General features: G+C 43.3%; 13 protein-coding genes. 8 read left to right on the forward strand and 5 right to left on the reverse strand.

The window, feature by feature from the left end; translation table 11 throughout:
- Positions 1–49: 49 nt before the first annotated feature.
- The 6 genes from ACEN9X_RS13110 to ACEN9X_RS13135 all read left to right on the forward strand — a co-directional run bounded on the left by ACEN9X_RS13110 (position 50) and on the right by ACEN9X_RS13135 (position 8,137).
- Complete coding sequence (locus tag ACEN9X_RS13110) at positions 50–2,623, forward strand: OstA-like protein (protein ID WP_413670788.1); 2,574 nt, start codon at positions 50–52, stop codon at positions 2,621–2,623.
- Positions 2,624–2,895: 272 nt separating this feature from the next.
- Positions 2,896–3,141: a hypothetical protein gene (locus ACEN9X_RS13115; protein ID WP_413670789.1), complete on the forward strand. Its 246-nt coding sequence runs from the start codon at positions 2,896–2,898 to the stop codon at positions 3,139–3,141.
- Between the two features lie 486 nt (positions 3,142–3,627).
- Positions 3,628–4,713, forward strand: a complete 1,086-nt coding sequence (locus ACEN9X_RS13120; protein WP_413670790.1) for a Gfo/Idh/MocA family protein — start codon at positions 3,628–3,630, stop codon at positions 4,711–4,713.
- Positions 4,714–4,716: 3 nt separating this feature from the next.
- Entirely contained in the window at positions 4,717–5,451 is a 735-nt protein-coding gene (locus ACEN9X_RS13125; RefSeq protein WP_413670791.1) for a 6-phosphogluconolactonase, read from the forward strand.
- A 186-nt stretch (positions 5,452–5,637) separates the two neighbouring features.
- Entirely contained in the window at positions 5,638–7,353 is a 1,716-nt protein-coding gene (locus ACEN9X_RS13130; protein ID WP_413670792.1) for a GMC oxidoreductase, read from the forward strand.
- A gap of 25 nt (positions 7,354–7,378) precedes the next feature.
- Positions 7,379–8,137 carry a DUF1080 domain-containing protein gene (locus tag ACEN9X_RS13135; protein ID WP_413670793.1) on the forward strand — a complete coding sequence of 253 codons (759 nt, stop codon included), beginning with the start codon at positions 7,379–7,381 and terminating at the stop codon, positions 8,135–8,137.
- A gap of 106 nt (positions 8,138–8,243) precedes the next feature.
- Here the strand turns inward: ACEN9X_RS13135 and ACEN9X_RS13140 are convergent, their stop codons facing one another.
- From ACEN9X_RS13140 to ACEN9X_RS13160, 5 genes are all read right to left on the reverse strand, one after another.
- Positions 8,244–9,944, reverse strand: a complete 1,701-nt coding sequence (locus tag ACEN9X_RS13140) for a CocE/NonD family hydrolase (protein WP_413670794.1) — start codon at positions 9,942–9,944, stop codon at positions 8,244–8,246.
- Between the two features lie 221 nt (positions 9,945–10,165).
- Positions 10,166–10,864, reverse strand: coding sequence for a LytR/AlgR family response regulator transcription factor (locus ACEN9X_RS13145; protein WP_413670795.1), 699 nt, complete (start codon positions 10,862–10,864; stop codon positions 10,166–10,168).
- Positions 10,861–11,919, reverse strand: coding sequence for a sensor histidine kinase (locus tag ACEN9X_RS13150; RefSeq protein WP_413670796.1), 1,059 nt, complete (start codon positions 11,917–11,919; stop codon positions 10,861–10,863). Before ACEN9X_RS13150 ends, ACEN9X_RS13145 begins: the two co-directional genes overlap by 4 nt.
- Positions 11,920–12,102: 183 nt before the next feature.
- Positions 12,103–12,588: a hypothetical protein gene (locus ACEN9X_RS13155; protein WP_413670797.1), complete on the reverse strand. Its 486-nt coding sequence runs from the start codon at positions 12,586–12,588 to the stop codon at positions 12,103–12,105.
- Between the two features lie 114 nt (positions 12,589–12,702).
- On the reverse strand, positions 12,703–15,042 hold the full coding sequence (locus tag ACEN9X_RS13160; protein ID WP_413670798.1) for an efflux RND transporter permease subunit: 2,340 nt from the start codon (positions 15,040–15,042) through the stop codon (positions 12,703–12,705).
- 397 nt (positions 15,043–15,439) lie between these two features.
- On the opposite strand from ACEN9X_RS13160, the gene ACEN9X_RS13165 reads away from it, so the two are divergent.
- Positions 15,440–15,811: a diacylglycerol kinase family protein gene (locus tag ACEN9X_RS13165; RefSeq protein ID WP_413670799.1), complete on the forward strand. Its 372-nt coding sequence runs from the start codon at positions 15,440–15,442 to the stop codon at positions 15,809–15,811.
- Positions 15,801–16,526, forward strand: a complete 726-nt coding sequence (gene recO / locus ACEN9X_RS13170; protein ID WP_413670800.1) for a DNA repair protein RecO — start codon at positions 15,801–15,803, stop codon at positions 16,524–16,526. The genes ACEN9X_RS13165 and recO overlap by 11 nt, the downstream gene beginning before the upstream one ends.
- The last annotated feature ends 130 nt before the right edge of the window (positions 16,527–16,656 follow it).

Genomic DNA, 16,656 nt, shown 5'->3' on the forward strand with positions numbered 1-16,656 from the left:
ATCAAAATTATTAATTTAATAACCCCAACAAAAAACTAATTTTGCCATTGTGAGGAAATACGTTTTATGCTTTTTGTTTTTGGCGATGGCAACTGCAGCTATGGCTCAAAAAAAATCAATTGTAAACCTGATACAATCTGAACGAAGCACCGGCACAAAGGTTAACGGCAGGCAGCTGATCAAGGTATATAAAGGTGTGTTTAAGCAGGATTATTCCCTCCTCCGGTCGGATAGTGCTTACTTTTACCCCAACGAAAACGCTTTTGATGCTTTTGGCAACGTAAACATAAACCAGGGCGATACGCTGAATATATTTTCGGATAAGCTCAATTATAACGGGAATACCAAAACGGCCATCCTTACCGATAATGTTAAAATGGTTGACCGCGATGCTACGTTAACCACCAACTACCTTACGTATAATACGGCCAGCCGCATAGGTACCTATACAGGTGGCGGAAAGCTGGTGAATAAGGACAACGTGCTTACCAGTAAAAACGGTTATTACTTTGCTTTCAGTCGCGATTCATATTTCAGGTACGATGTGGTACTTACTACGCCCGATGCATTGATAAAAAACGATACCCTTAAGTATAACACGGGCACACGTATTGCCTATTTTTTCGGTCCAACCAATATTTACGGTACTAAAGACAAGGATACTCTGTATACCGAGAACGGTTTATATAACACTGTTACCGAACAGGCGTATTTTGGTAAGAAAAACTCATACAGGCAAGGCACTAAATCATTAAAAGGCGATAGCCTTTTTTATGATAAGCTGAAAGGCTATGGCCGTGCGGTAAAGAATATCACCTTTGAAGACAGGGAACAAAAGGTAACTATAAAAGGCGACCTGGGTACTTATTTCAGGGCCGAGGAAAAAACCGTTGTTACCGAAAATGCTTACGTGGTATTGATCTCCGAGCAAAAAGATACCAGTAAAACGGATACCTCGGTTAAGCAATTACCTGTTGCAAATAAGAATGCCAAAGCGTCCGCTAAAAATATAACCGATCTTACCAAAATAGCCGGTGCCATAAAGCCCGACAGCAGCCACAAGGCCCCGGCCAATACCATGCCCATTAAGCAGCCTTTTGCTATAGGTAAAAAAGATAGTGCCAATGTTGATATGGCAACTAAGCTGGTGCAGGGCGCTTTACAAAATAGTAAAGATGCCAATGCTGACGCATTGATAAAAGCAGCAACGCAGGCTGAAAAAGGGAATGAAAAGCTGATTGATTCGGCGCTGAAGGCTGCAGCTCCGGCATTAAAAAATAATAAAGACAAGGCTGGCATTAAAAACATAGGGAACCTGGCCGGAGTGGCTGATGCTATTAAGCCGGGCATTGCCAAAGTAAAAGGCAAGCTTGTACCTGTTAAAGCGGTAGTGGCGCCAAAAGATACGAGCCACATCAAACGCGATTCGATATACATGACTGCCGATACCATTGAAACGCAGATCATGACTTATAAAGACCAAAAGATTTACCAGGAACGCCAGCGGACCTTACGCGATACTACACTAAAGCAACGCAAACTGGCGGCTGATAAAAAGTCGTCGAAGTTCCTTACTGCTTATTATATAAAGGTACCTAAAGACACCAGTTACTTTCACCGCGACTTTTTTGGAAAGCCTAAGCCTGTAAATGATTCATTGCAGCGCAAAAAGGATGCACTTGCGGCTATTAAAAAAGCAAAGCAGGATAGCATAGCCCGTGAACAGATGCAGCGCGACCCGGTTTTTAAACAATACCCGGTTAATTTGAAGGATACGGCACGCGTGCGGATGCTTATCGGCCATCACCATGTTAAGATTTTTAAATCTGATCTGCAGGCTAAATCCGATTCGGTATTTTATAGTAACAGCGATTCAACCATGCGCATGTATGTGAACCCTATTATCTGGACACAGGGTTCGCAGTTGAGCGGCGATACCGTATACATGCAAATGCGACATAAAAAGCTGGATAATATTGAGCTGTTCCCCTCTGCATTTATCGTGAATATTGAAAAAGATGATTCAACGCATTTTAACCAGGTGTCGGGTAAAAAAATGCGGGGATATTTTAAAGATGATAAGCTTGACCAGATGTATACATTTGGTAATGCCGAAACAATTTATTTTCAGCGCGACAGCGGTAAAGTTTCGGGCATGCAGCGATCATTGAGTAGCAGGATCCGTACAGTTTTTAAAAAGAACCAGGCTACGGATATCTACTTTTTAACCAAGCCCGAAAACCGGTATATCCCTATTGAAAAGGTTAAAGAAGATGATAAGATATTAAAAGGCTTTTTATGGAAACCTAAAGAGCGCCCTGCATCAAAAGAAGACATCATTAAAAAGCGTAGTAAAAAATTACCTGCGACTAAATCTCCGACAAAAAATGCTCCTGCTAAACCCGGAACTGCCAAGCCGGGGGCGAGCCTCAAAACGGATAGCCTTAAGGGCCCCGGAATAAAAAACATGCAGGATAGTACTCTAAAAGTTGATACTGGAAAGAATAATGCGATAAAATTAAAAAAGGATACGATAATCAGAAATTTCGCACCAAAACGGACCGGAAATGAGCAAAAAAAGGACAGTATTGTTAACAAAACGCCATCTGTTAAGAAAAACTGATCCAAAATGAAAAAAAAGTAACATTTTTTATCAAAAAAATTAGTCTACTAATTCTATAGTGCTTATATTTGACTAATTGTTATTATCGATCTAACCAATTAGTTCTTTATGATAAATAATGAGGTCAGTCAACTTAAATTTAAAAAAGAGACAGCCGGCGGGCTATCTCTTTTTTTCTGCCTCGTTTTAAAGCATGTTTAAACAACTGTTTTATTTGTTTATAAAGGAAACATCATTTATCGTGGCGTGTTATCTCAATAAACACTAACGCCATGATCGATCAAAAAGACACCACTCCGGCCGCAAAAGACGGGAAATACGAATTCCTGATCAATTACTCAGAGCGTGAGCTTACCTGCCGTGTTGAAAAAGAACAAAACAAGCTGCATGTTTTTATCGATAACAACATCAACGCCGAGCTGGAATTGCAGCCCGATGGCAGTCTTACCCAGGTCAGCGGCAATGCCCTGCCCGAATCAACCATCGAGTTTATAAAAAAACATGTGTTGGAACAGTAGGAGATAAAACTGTTGCTTTGAACTTGAAGGAGGTATTTTATAAAGCTCTCGTTGAACACCTGTAGCATATTTGAAACCGCTTATGTCAGCAGGTAAGCTTCGGGCGAAAGCGGTCAGAACGTGGTGGGCATGTGTGGCTGTAGGGGCATAGCAAGTTTTTGCAGAAGCGGGGGCCTGTGAAGACAGGGCAAAATAATTGCAGCCTGTGGTTCTGCCCGGTTTGCAGGGCAAAGGCCTTGCGCGCAAAGAAGCCTATCTGCTGACTTGATTTTTGGTTCTTTTTATCAAGAAAAAGAACAAAGCCAGCCCGCGGCGATTGAGCGGGCCAATGTTATTAGAGGATCTCAACCGCTGTTACTTGCCTTTACAACATCTTTCAAAAGTTTTCAATTTTTAAATATTATTCGCTAATCTTGAACGGTATTCTGAACCAGGTAAATCCTGTGCGCTGCTCCAATTATCGGCGCTTTATTATATATACATTTTATGAACAAAACTAAAGTAGCCATACTGGGTGCCGGTTTTATTACCGATATCCACATGGAATCATACCATCGCTTTATCCCCGAAGCCGATGTTGTGGCCTGTTACGCCCGTAACCCTGAAAAAGCCAAAGCCTTTGCCGAAAAATATCACATAGCCCAATGGTTTGATGATATTGACAAACTGCTTGCCGAATCAGGTTGCGAAGTAGTAGATATCTGCCTGCCCAATTACCTGCACGCCGAAGCTACCATCAAGGCGGCTAAAGCAGGGAAACATGTAATCATCGAAAAACCGCTTGCTATTACGCTTGAAGAGGCCGATGAAATGATTGCCGTATGCAAGGCCAATAATGTAAAGCTGATGTATGCCGAAGAGCTTTGCTTCGCGCCAAAATATGAACGGGCACGGCACCTGGTAAAGGAAGGCGCTGTTGGCGAGATCTATATGCTGAAACAGGGTGAAAAACATTCGGGACCTCATTCGGACTGGTTTTATGATATCAATTTTTCGGGTGGCGGTGTGATCATGGATATGGGCTGTCATGCGTTAGGCTGGTTTAGGTGGATGCTTGATAATGCCCAACCTAAAAGTGTTTACGCCAGCATGAGCACGGTACTGCATAAAGGCCGCACCAAAGGCGAAGATAATTCGGTAATTATTGTGGAGTTTGAAAACGGTGTAACCGCTGTGGCCGAAAACAGCTGGGCAAAACATGGCGGTATGGATGATCGCTGCGAGATCCATGGCCTTGGCGGTGTTATTTATGCCGATCTGTTTATGGGCAATGCGGCAGTAACCTACAGCAGGGATGGATACGGCTATGCCATGGAAAAATCAGATACTACGCAAGGCTGGAGCTTCACCATATTTGAGGAAGCCTTTAACCAGGGCTATCCGCACGAGTTAAAACATTTTATTGATTGTGTACAAAATAACAAAACTCCGTTGGTAACCGGCGAAGATGGCAGGGCTGTGCTTGAACTTATCTACGCGGTCTACGCATCTGCAGGAGCGGGTAAAAAAATTGAGCTGCCGTTTTCGGCAAAGATTGATAAACCGGTAAATCTTTGGCTCAATAACAAATAGAAAATGAAACTACATATATATCCCGATTATAATACCATGTCGAAATCTGCAGCCGATTTGGTAGTTACCCTGGTTAATCAAAAGCCCGATGCGCTGATCTGTTTCCCTTCCGGCGATTCGCCAACCGGCATGTTCAGCTACCTTGTTCAATACGCCAACCGCCGCCTGGTTGATTTTAGCCAAACCAACTTTGTGGGACTTGATGAATGGGTTGGCCTCGACCGCACTAATGACGGCAGTTGTACTTACTTCCTTGAAAAGCATTTTTTTAAACCGCTTAATATTTCGCCCGCTAAGATGAAGTTTTTTAATGCCGTGGCCGATGATCTGGATGCCGAATGCCAGGCTATGAATAAACATATTGATAAGCTTGGCGGGTTAGATATGATGGTGGTTGGCGTTGGGCTTAACGGTCACATCGGCCTTAATGAGCCTGGCGCCGATTTTCATTCTTACGCGCATCATTCGCCTTTAGCTCCAATTACTATAGAAGTTGCTCAAAAGTATTTTACTACCGATACTGTTTTAACCGAAGGCATTACCCTTGGCTTGCGTCATCTGGCCGAAGCCGCGGTACCGGTACTTATAGCCAGCGGAAGTAAAAAGGCACCCATTATTGCCGAAGCATTGCAGGGATGTGTTACTAATGATGTGCCTGCTTCTATATTTAAAACGCTGCAGAATGCGCAGGTGTTTATGGACGACGCCGCGGCAGCGCAACTGAGCTTAGCAGTATAAGAACTGTTATGATGATCTTAAAGCTTAAGGCAAAAGCCGAAAGCTAAAATTTAAAGCTTTGAGCCTTCTGCTTTGCGCTTTCAGCTTTTCAGGACTGAATGCTTTATGCTTTTGGCTTTGCGCTTTCAGCTTTATACAAAACCTATTGACAATTAAATAGTTTATTAACCATAACCAATTGTAGCCATGCCTGACGAGCCAAAAAGTACTGAAAATCAGTTTACCTATGATGCCATAGTTATAGGCTCGGGTATTAGCGGGGGCTGGGCAGCGAAGGAGCTTTGCGAACAAGGTTTAAAAACGCTTGTACTTGAACGCGGCCGGGACGTGCAGCATATCAAGGATTACCCCACAGCAACCATGGATCCCTGGGAGTTTAAACACCGGGGGGAGATGACGAAGGCTTTTTTGAAAGAAAACCCATTGATTAGTCGTGCTGCGGGTTATGGCGAGGATGATGCCCATTTCTTTGTAAAAGATAAAGATCATCCCTACATACAGGAAAAACCTTTCGACTGGATCCGCGGTTACCAGGTTGGCGGTAAGTCGCTTACATGGGGCAGGGCTTGTCAACGCTGGAGCAAATATGAGTTTGAAAACCCGGCACGTTTTGGTTATGGCATTGAGTGGCCTATTGGTTATGATGACGTGGCGCCATGGTATTCGCATGTAGAAAAGTTTATAGGCGTTTGCGGTAACAAGGACGGTATTGAAGCAATGCCTGATGGTGAGTTTTTACCGCCCTTTGATATGAACGCGGTGCAGGAACATATCAGCAAAAAGATAAAAGAAAACTATCCCGACAGGCACCTGGTACATGCCCGCTGGGCGCATATCACCGAGCCTAAGCAGATCCATATAGATCAGGGCAGGGTTAAATGCATGGCGCGCAACCTGTGTATGCGCGGTTGTCCCTTTGGTGGCTATTTCAGTTCGGTTAGCTCAACGTTGCCCTGGGCCAAGAAAACGGGGAATCTAACTATACGGCCTTTTTCGGTAGTTCATTCTGTTATTTATGACGAAAAACTTGGTAAAGCTACCGGGGTAAAAGTTATTGATACCAATACTAAAGAGGAGTTTGTATACAAAGCCCGCATCATTTTCATGAATGCTTCGGCATTGAATACCAATCTGATCTTGCTTAATTCTAAATCAAACCGGTTCCCGAACGGGCTCGGCAATGATAATGGTTTGCTGGGCAAATACATCGCTTTTCAAAACTACAGGGCATCGGTAACGGCCGATATGGATGGCTTTTTAGACCGCTATTATTTTGGCCGAAACCCGACCGAGTTGATCCTGGCCAATTATCGCAACCTGCACCAACAGGAAACTGATTATAAAGGCGGCTTCACCACTTTTATGGGCGCTTACCGTAACCGGGGGCCAAAAGAAACAGCCGAAGGCGAATTAGGCGGCGCTTACAAAGATTCGCTTACGGAGCCGGGCGGCTGGAGCGCGTATATGTACCTGCAGGGCGAAACAATACCCAAGGCCAGCAATCATGTGCGTTTAAGTCCGGATAAAAAAGATCAATGGGGTATTCCGCTGCTGATCACATCTGTTGAGTATGATGATAACGATGAACGCATGATCAAAGATTTTTTAACCCAGACTGCCGATATGTTTGAAAAAGCCGGATGCTCCAATATTCAAAAGCACGAGAACAAACAGGCACCGGGACTGGATATACATGAAATGGGAGGGGTAAGAATGGGCAAAGATCCCAAAACATCGCTGCTGAACCAGTGGAACCAGCTGCATTTATGTAAAAATGTGTTTGTTACAGATGGTGCTTGTATGACAACTACCGGAAACCAAAGCCCCTCAATTTTGTATATGGCTTTAACTGCCCGTGCTGCTACTTATGCGGTGGGTGAATTTAAAAAGGGAAATATTTAAAACTTACTAATTAAACATAGCACCAATGAACAAGTTATTTTTAATAGCAATAACAGCCGTCGCCATAAGCGGCTGCCATTCATCCACCCCCAAAAACTATAATAACGACAGTACCGTAGTTGCCGATACCAACAAAAAAACGGCAGGCCCAACTTCGGCGTTTGAGCCATTGTTTGATGGTAAAACTACTGATGGCTGGCATGCATACGGTAAACCGGCACCGGGTTTAGCCTGGAAAGCAGAAGATGGGGTGCTGCACCTCGACGCCTCGCAAAAAGGCGACTGGCAAACTAAAAATGGCGGTGATATGGTAAGCAACGAGGAGTATGAAAACTTTGATCTGAAGCTGGAATGGAAGATCTCCAAGGCTGGGAACAGCGGCATTCTGTTCCTTGTTAAGGAAGATACCTCCAAATACAAATACAGCTATTTTACCGGTCCCGAATGCCAGGTTGTCGATAACAAAGAAAACGAAGACGGCAAACTCATCAAACACCGTGCAGGTGATCTGTATGACCTGATCTCCATATCAAAAGAAGTAGTTAAACCTGCCGGAGAATGGAACCAGGTAGAGATTGTTTGCAATAACAGCAAACTTGATTTTACTATCAACGGCGAGCATGTATTGTCAACTACCCTCTGGGACGATAACTGGAAAAAACTGGTAGCGGGCAGTAAATTTAAAGAATGGCCCGATTTCGGCACGTTTAAATCAGGGCACATCGTGTTGCAAGACCATGGTGCTGATGTTTGGTACAGGAATATTGAGATCAAGAAGTTGTAAGGTCTGCATCTCCAATAGAACCCAGACTTACGAAGTTTTCAAAACTTCGTAAGTCTTCCACGATTTTTAATTTCTTGCTTCCTGGCTCTGACATCTTGCGTCTTACCTATCTCAGCGCCGGCACATTTATATAACTATCATTAAACCATTTTATTTGCAGCGGTTCCTGAGCATCGCGGATAGTTTCATCGCTCACGTTTTTTCCTGTCCCGTAGTTGATCTGTTCAAAAGGGCTTTTGTTGATATTGAGCAGGATCACGATGCGACTGCCTTTGCTGAATTGCCTGCTGGTGATGTATGAGTTGGTAAACGGGATAGTTTCCATTTGCCCCGGCTTTAACAACCTGCGTTTCTCCGGGTTTGTTGTATAACTCGCCCTGCCCATAAAGTAGGTGAGGTAAAAATATTTGCCGTCGGGCATTTCCTCAAACATCACCACATGGTAATCCATGTCTTTTTTATTGATGATGGTTTTTAATACGCCCGAAAACGCACCGCTGACAGTAAGCGGCTGGGCGAGCGGATCACTTTTAAAAACAAGGCTGCTGCCGGTGTTCAATGTATCATAAATAAGCTGGTTTAAAAAGTAATAACTGCTGATGCTATCCCGGTTGGCGAAATTGACCCTTTGCGATGCGAAAGCTTTTTTTAATGGTTTAGCAGGATTTAAACGCGAATTATCAAGATAAAACTTTAGGGTATCATTGCTCATTTGGTTGAGCGAGGGTACATGCTTCCATTCGTTGCTACCCATAACTTCAAAGTTGAATTTATCCTTCAGGAAGGCAGGCTTAGGCTTGTGTTTAAAAATATAATCAAACCATTGGTAAATAATTTCGTGAATGTTGATCCTGGCTGCATCATCAATGCGGTAGCCGTTAAAAATGGAATCAGGGTGCCCCTGTGAACCGAAATGCCCATATGGCCCGATGATTACGTAATGATTGGCTTTAGGATTGTATTTCAGATGCTGGCGGTAATAATACATGCCGCCAATTTGCCCGCCATCGTAATAGCCGGTGGTTGTTAAAATGGGTATATTGATATTTGCAAAGTCCTTTTTGTATGGGATCATATGCCGCCAGTATTGATCATAGGTAGGGTGCGCCACCCAATGCCCGAACATATGATTAACTCCTCTTCCAGTAAGGCTGTCGAGCGTGTGATATGCTAATCCCGCGTTGTACCATTTCCAATACAACTGGTTCCATTGCGGACTGTTGTAATCTTTTTCGTCCAGGAATTTATTGTTGCTGGTGTAGTATGTCCACGAAAATACGAAGCTCATTTGCACGTTATTGGTCATGGGTACATCAAGGCCCGGCGCTACGGCAGCTGAAGGCACAATGGTTTTAAGTGCGGGATGAAGCTTTTTTGTAGCCGCCCATTGTGTAAAGCCGTTGTAACTTCCACCATACATGCCCACCCGGCCATCGCTCCAGGGTTGTTTGCTAATCCAGTCGATCACCGCATATGCATCGCGGCCATCGGTTTCATAAGCCAGCGGCTCACCTGGGCTGTTCCATTTGCCGCGGGTATAGGCCATTACACCAACATAGCCCCGGTCGGCAGCTTCCTTGGTTTTTAGTGAATCTGTAGGGCGGGCGTAAATAGTGAACTGGAAAATAGCAGGTAGTTTTTCCGTTACCTCTTTTTTACGCGTTGTCATCACGGTTATGAATGCACCATCGCGGGTTTTTAGCAGAACACTATCCCTAAGGTAAGATGCTGTAGCTTTTTTGTTTTGTGCCGATGCTATGCTCCCGAAAATAAGGCATAGCAAGAGCAGGGAGAATAATTTTCTCATTATTTTAGGTGGTTAATATGTGTTTATGACTTTTAGATATGAAAGATTTCTTTCAATATTTTAAGGTTCCCCTCTTGAGAGGGGGCGCTGGGGTAAGAGCGACGGGAGGGGTGTGTTTATGCGTTTGACTTACCAAAGTAGAAACACACCCCTCCACCCCTCTCAAGAGGGGAATCGCACTTTCCCGAGCTTCTTTTATTTAATATTTATCCATGCTCTATTTACTTATCTGCTGCCCATTGCCTGAATTTCACCGATTGCCTTTCGGAAACCTCCAGTTGGGCACCTGTACTGATTGCTATTTTTAAACGGCCATCAACAGTTGTTATAGTTTGTATGTACTGCCTGTTGATGATCTGCGCCCGGTTGATCCTGAAAAATATGCTGCCGTTCAATTTTTCCTCCAACTGGTTAAGTGAACTTTTCAGGAACACATTTTTATCACCAAAAAAGATCCGGGCATAGTTATCCATCGATTCAATTAGGTGCACCGAGCTCCATTGAATAAAATGGTATTGCTGGCGGTCTTTCACAAAGATCTGGCCCGCGGGATCTGCCTTACTCAATCGTTGCCTGGCATGTGCTACGGCTTTTTCAAATCTTTCTTCACGAATTGGCTTTACGAGATAATCAAGCGCACTTACCTCGAAAGCTTTAACGGCATACTGGTCATAGGCCGTGGTAAATACCACCGGCGGGACCTGATCTAAGGATTCCAGTAAATCAAAGCCTGATTTTTCGGGCATCTGGATATCCAAAAAAAGGAGATCAGGTATTTGATCATTTATTATTTTCAGGGCATCATCGGCGTTGGCGGCTTCTCCCATAATTTCAAAATCAGGGTAACCTGCAAGTAGTCGCTTTATTTCACTCCTGGCAGCGCGTTCATCATCAATAATCAAAATCCTTATCTTTTTCATGAAACGGGAATTTTAATGGTTGCTGTTACTATGCCATTGGTTTCGCTGACAGCAAAGCGGGCGAATTCTTTGTACTGTAATTGCAAACGCTCGGTTAGGTTTTTAATACCCAACCCGCCGCTTTCTTCAAGAAGGTTTAACCTGCCGGGATTACTTACGGATATGATCAGATTGTCTTGTTCGTTAATAAGTTGCACTTCAATAAGTCCACCTTGTTTTTGCTGGCCGATGCCATGCTTTATGGCGTTTTCAACAAGCGTTTGGATACTTAGGCGTGGGATAAGCATGGCATTCAATTCATCGCTCGCTCCGATATGATATTGCAACCGCTCTTCAAGCCTGAGTTTTTCCAGTTCGAGGTAATCCTTAACCAGTTCAAGCTCTTCTTTTATGCTGATCATTTGTTTGTCGCCACTGTAAAGAGAGCTCCGCAGCAGATCGGCCAGCAGGTCGATTGCCCGCCTTGCCGATTTAGGATTATCAATAACCAAAGCTTTGATATTATTTAAAGAGTTGAACAAAAAATGCGGATTAAGTTGAGCGGACAGGTTATTAAGCTGAGCGTCTCGGGTGACGATCGCCAGTCGTGCGTTTTCTTTGGCTATATTAATTTCGCGTTTTGCGTAGTGGTATAGATGATAAGCCAGCAGCCAGATCGACATCAATCGTACCCCGGCCACAAAAATGCTATCGCGGTAGAAATCAAAGAAATCACTGAACGCTTCCGAGAACCCCGGTTTAAACCACACCCTGAAAAGGTAAACCTTTGAAATGGTTACAAACAGGTAAACCACCCCTAATAAAAGAACAGTAGGTATCAATCGAGGCAATAGTTTATTAAGTCCGAGGCTTTGCCAGCCTTGTTTTAGGGCGAAGCAACGGTAAAGGTGTGTAATGAGGATATAAACGGCAACATCAGTAGTGAATTGAAGAATACCCAACAACCAGTTAAAGCCCGGCTGATTAAAGCCCGTATACCCCCAATAAAGCGCCGCAACCGACCAGCCAATGAGCTGGCATTTCCAATAAAGTGATATAGTTACCTGTTGTTTCAATTTGCTTGCTGTCCGAATTATTACCAAAGCAACAAAAACTATTATACAGTTAAAAGATAAAGTACATGAGTGCAGGTATTTAGGGGATAAACGCAGGCGTGGGAGAATCAAGACTTTTAGACATAAGAGCCTGGATTGCTATAGCCAGTAAAAGCTTTGGCAGATCTATAAACTTTAATCGGGTTACTTCTTAGGCGCTTTGGGCTTTTTTTCGCGCTTATTGTCAGATATCATTTTTACAATGGTTTTACCATGGCTTAGTTGCATAGCATCTTTAACTTTTGCCAGCGAATTTTGCCAGGCCTCATCAACCAGTTTCTTTACTTCCTGCTGCGGAAATGTTTCAATATCGTTCACCAGCAAATAACGGTACTGCTTACCTTGGCCAATAAGGAGTTTCTGCGGATCGGAAAGTTCTGAGCCCCAGTAAAAGCCAAAATGGGTATTGTAGTTACCCCCACGGTACAGGGCAAAGGAGCAAAATATGTGGCTCATTTTTTCGGTAGGCGACCAGCCCACGGCCAAAGCATTGTAATTGTCATAAATGAGCTCGTTGGCCTGAGGGTACAGATCCCATATAAAATCGCGCAGCCATAAGGCACGCTCCCTCACTTCGGAAGGAAACATTCTCAAAAAGAAAAGCAAATCGGCAACTTCTTCTTTGGGCATATTATAAATATACAACCTTTTTATTTGTAAGTAATAATAAGCTTTATATAACAGTAAGTTAAAGAGGGCGTTATTGATCTGTTTTCCTTTTTTAAATATTCATAGGCTTCGGCTTTAAGCTTCGTCAATATCCGGGCCTTTGATCTTGTCGCGGTCAACGCCGCCTTCAAGCGATAGTAAAAATGCAGGTAGTAGTGTCAGATTGCTTATCATCGCTACCAATAAGGTAATAGATAACAGTACACCCAGGGCAACAGTGCCGCCAAATTTTGATATAGCGAAAATGCCGAAACCAAAAAACAAAACAGTGGCAATGAAGATCATGCTCACCCCGGTTTCACGAATGGTGTCTGAAACTATTTGCGATATGCCATTTTTGCTGTGGCGCAACTCGTGGCGGTAACGGGTAATGAAGTAAATAGTTTGGTCGGACGAGATCCCCATCGCTATACTGAAAATCAATATGGTTGATGGTTTAAGCGGAATGCCGAAAAAGCCCATAATGCCTGCGGTTATAACCAGAGGGATTATATTTGGTACCAACGATATGGCAATCATTTTTATGCCCCTGAAAAGAATCCACATTACGCCTGCAATAAGCACAATAGCCCAGGCCAGGCTTTCATACAGGTTTTTCAACAGGTAATTGGTGCCCTTTATAAATATAATGCTCGAGCCGGTAAGTTCAACATGAAATTTCTTCGGGTTAAAAATAGAATCAATACGTGGCTGTAATTCGGCCAGTACGGTATTCATTTCTTTTGAACCTGCATCAACCATTTCGAAGGTAACACGGGTCACGCGGTGGGTACTGTCGAGATAGGTTTTCAGTAAGCCGCTTGTGCCTTTGCCCGAATTGCCTGCATAGTTGAGGATAAAGTTTTGCTCTAATCCGTCGGGCAGGCGGTAATACTCCGGGCTGCCGCCATAAAACGCCTGTGTGCTGAATTTCAAAACCTGGATCAATGATACCGAGCGGCTGAATTGCGGATAGGAAGAAATTAGTTTTTCCAGTTTCTCTACCTTGCGGATAGTGGCCAAATTCATTACCCCGTTTTTGCGTTTGGTATCGATACTAACTTCCAAAGGAAGTACCCCGTTAAAATTCGATTCGAAAAATTTAAGATCATGCAGGGTGTTGTTGCTTTGGGGCAGATCGTCAACCACATATCCATTGATATTAATCCGCACCATACCAACAATGGCGATAATAACCAATATTGCGGTAGTTAAATAAATGGCTTTACGTTTGGTATGCACCAATTTATCTAAAGTGGCCAGCAGACCATCCATCAACTTGCTGTCTTTAATACCGGTTTGGCTTGCCTTTGGTGCCGGCAGAAAACTGAAAATGATGGGGACTAATATAAGGCTCAGCGCGAAAGTCCCCATGATCCCGATTGAAGCTATCAAGCCAAACTGGGTAAGTAACTCACTGTTGGTAAAGCATAATACGCCAAAGCCTATGGCCGTGGTAACATTGGCTATAAAGGTGGTGATCCCGGCACGCTCCACGGCAACCTCCAAAGCGGCCATTTTATTACCGCTGATGCCATACTCATGAAAATATTTATTGAGGATGAATACACAGTTGGGGATCCCGATCACCACAATAAGCGGAGGGATGATGCCGGTTAAAAGTGTCATCTCATAATGCATCATTTGCAACACGCCAAGACTGAATATTACACCCAATATCACGATCAGCACCGGGAAAATAACCGGAAATACCGAGCGAAAAAACAGCAAAAGGATAAGCGCAGTAATAACCACCGAAAGGCTCAGAAATAACGAAAACTCGTGGGCTACCAGGTCGCCAACCACGGTACGGATAAGCGGTAAGCCAGAATAGTGTACTTTGATATTATGCTTGTTTTCAAACGCCTGCCCAAGCTGATCTATCTTTTTAATAATAGGTACGCGGAAAGGTGTGTTGATGATCTTATCATCAAAAGTGATGGCCATCAGGGTGCTTTGGCCATCGTTACTTACAATTAGTCCTTTATAAAAAGGCATGGATGTAAGCTGTTGCTTTACACTATCAACAGCAGCTTTGGTTTGCAGCGGGCCGTTAACCAAAGGTTTGAGCACAAATTTATGCTGAAGGGTATCTTTTTGCAGATTATAGATATTGGCAGCCGAGATTACGGCCTTAATTCCTTTTATTTTCTTTAGTTGCTCGCCAATCTGGTACCAATCGTTAAAAACATCTTTATCAAAAATATTGGGCGACTTAATACCGATAACCATCGATGAGGCATCCTGCCCAAAGGTTTTCTTAAATTCTGCATAGCGGATAAATGCCGAATCGGTAACCGGAAGTACCTTGCCTCCATTGAAGGTTATTTTTACCTTCGAAGCTTCATAACCCATAAAAGCGCTTAGCGCCAAAACGCAAATAAAAATTATCAGCCTGTTTTTAAGAATTGCAGAAGCTATATGTTTCCAGAACATTATTAACGATATAAGAGAGGCGCAAAACTACGAAAATTGCGCTATCTGCCTATTAATGATAGTGATAATGTGACAAAGAATTAACGGGTAATGCGTTACATTTTGGTTAACAGATTTGTATACCGTATTAGTGTTCAATTTTTTTAGGTGTGAACACTTGCGCTTGTTTTTGAAATGAACATTACTGATAATCAGCAAGTTGTGTTTTGTTGAATTGGGTGTTTTTGATGATTTGAACAGATTGTTGTTGATAGTCAGTTATTTATGTTTTTTGGAACAAAAAAGTTGAACACCCATTTTTTTAAAAGTTGAACACTTATGTTGACAACACCAACAACGAGGTAAGCCCGAATATAACACCTATCCATACTTGTGCGTAAACTTTGTATTTTTGAACATGAAAAGGTTGATGCGCAGTTTTGGTTTTGCGTTTAAGGGTTTAGGATATGCGGCTCAAACTCAGCCCAATTTCAGGTTCCATTTGGTGGCGGGTTCAATTGCCCTGATCCTTGGCTTCCTTTTTCAGCTCTCAACCGCCGAATGGCTTTGGCTTATGGCCAGCATCGCTATTGTGCTCATCGCCGAACTGCTCAATACTTCAATTGAAACATTAACCGACCTCGTTTCGCCTACATATAATGAAAAAGCGGGTCATGTAAAAGATGTGGCTGCCGGTGCCGTTGTTGTGGCTGCGCTATTTGCGCTGATAACAGGGATCATTATCTTTTTACCGAAGATCATTTTAGCGTTAGAAAGATATGCTGCATAAAACCCGTGGCATCATATTCCGCGCTACCGATTATGGCGAAAGCAGCGTGATCGTCCAGATCTTTACCGAAAAGTTTGGACTACAATCATACATTATCAATGGTGCTAAAAAGCCAAAAGCTAAGATTAGCAGGAACATGCTGCAGCCCCTGCACCTGCTTGATCTGGTGGTTTATCATAAAAATACCGGTAGTGTACAGCGCATCTCCGAACTAAAAAATGCACCGGTATTGCTTGATATTCCTTATGATGTTATAAAAAGTTGCATAGCTATATTTTTAAACGAGGTGTTGTATAAAGCGATAAAGCAGCAATCGCCTGATGAAAACCTGTTCGATTTTATTTTCAGCGCTATTGAGTGGCTCGATCATCAAACCGAAAGCGTGGCTAACTTTCACCTGGTATTTTTAACCCGCCTAACCCGCTATCTCGGTTTTTACCCCGATCGCTACATGGCCGGTGAAGCCGATTATTTCGACATAAAAAACGGGCACTTTACTCGATACAAACCCGAAAGTGTTTCATACCTGTCGCCCCCGCACACCCAAAACTTCGGATTAGTGTTGCAAACCGGCTTTGAAGATATGCAGTTGCTTAAGCTGAGCAATGATGAACGCCGATACCTGGTACAAAAGCTTTTGGAATATTATGCCATGCATATAGAAGGTTTCGGCAACATCAAATCGGCCGATGTGCTGGAAGAGGTGTTGGCGTAGCGTAATTTTATTGTAATGCTTTTGCGTTAGCGATAGTAGCGGATACCGGCCGTGAGCGCAATGCCTGCAGGCGTATGAGCGGATAGCGCGGGCCGGAGGTAACGCCCTGAACAAGATTAAAAGATGTCAT

The organism is Mucilaginibacter sp. Mucisp86, assembly GCF_047324315.1.
In the GTDB taxonomy this organism is placed as follows: domain Bacteria; phylum Bacteroidota; class Bacteroidia; order Sphingobacteriales; family Sphingobacteriaceae; genus Mucilaginibacter.

What these genes read in the sequence shown, in the direction of transcription:
- ACEN9X_RS13165 (WP_413670799.1), top strand. Translation starts at nt 15,440, where the DNA reads ATGAAAAGGTTGATGCGCAGTTTTGGTTTTGCGTTTAAGGGTTTAGGA.
- ACEN9X_RS13115 (WP_413670789.1), top strand. Translation starts at nt 2,896, where the DNA reads ATGATCGATCAAAAAGACACCACTCCGGCCGCAAAAGACGGGAAATAC.
- ACEN9X_RS13145 (WP_413670795.1), bottom strand. Translation starts at nt 10,864, where the DNA reads ATGAAAAAGATAAGGATTTTGATTATTGATGATGAACGCGCTGCCAGG.
- ACEN9X_RS13135 (WP_413670793.1), top strand. Translation starts at nt 7,379, where the DNA reads ATGAACAAGTTATTTTTAATAGCAATAACAGCCGTCGCCATAAGCGGC.
- recO (WP_413670800.1), top strand. Translation starts at nt 15,801, where the DNA reads ATGCTGCATAAAACCCGTGGCATCATATTCCGCGCTACCGATTATGGC.
- ACEN9X_RS13140 (WP_413670794.1), bottom strand. Translation starts at nt 9,944, where the DNA reads ATGAGAAAATTATTCTCCCTGCTCTTGCTATGCCTTATTTTCGGGAGC.
- ACEN9X_RS13125 (WP_413670791.1), top strand. Translation starts at nt 4,717, where the DNA reads ATGAAACTACATATATATCCCGATTATAATACCATGTCGAAATCTGCA.
- ACEN9X_RS13160 (WP_413670798.1), bottom strand. Translation starts at nt 15,042, where the DNA reads ATGTTCTGGAAACATATAGCTTCTGCAATTCTTAAAAACAGGCTGATA.
- ACEN9X_RS13120 (WP_413670790.1), top strand. Translation starts at nt 3,628, where the DNA reads ATGAACAAAACTAAAGTAGCCATACTGGGTGCCGGTTTTATTACCGAT.
- ACEN9X_RS13155 (WP_413670797.1), bottom strand. Translation starts at nt 12,588, where the DNA reads ATGCCCAAAGAAGAAGTTGCCGATTTGCTTTTCTTTTTGAGAATGTTT.
- ACEN9X_RS13130 (WP_413670792.1), top strand. Translation starts at nt 5,638, where the DNA reads ATGCCTGACGAGCCAAAAAGTACTGAAAATCAGTTTACCTATGATGCC.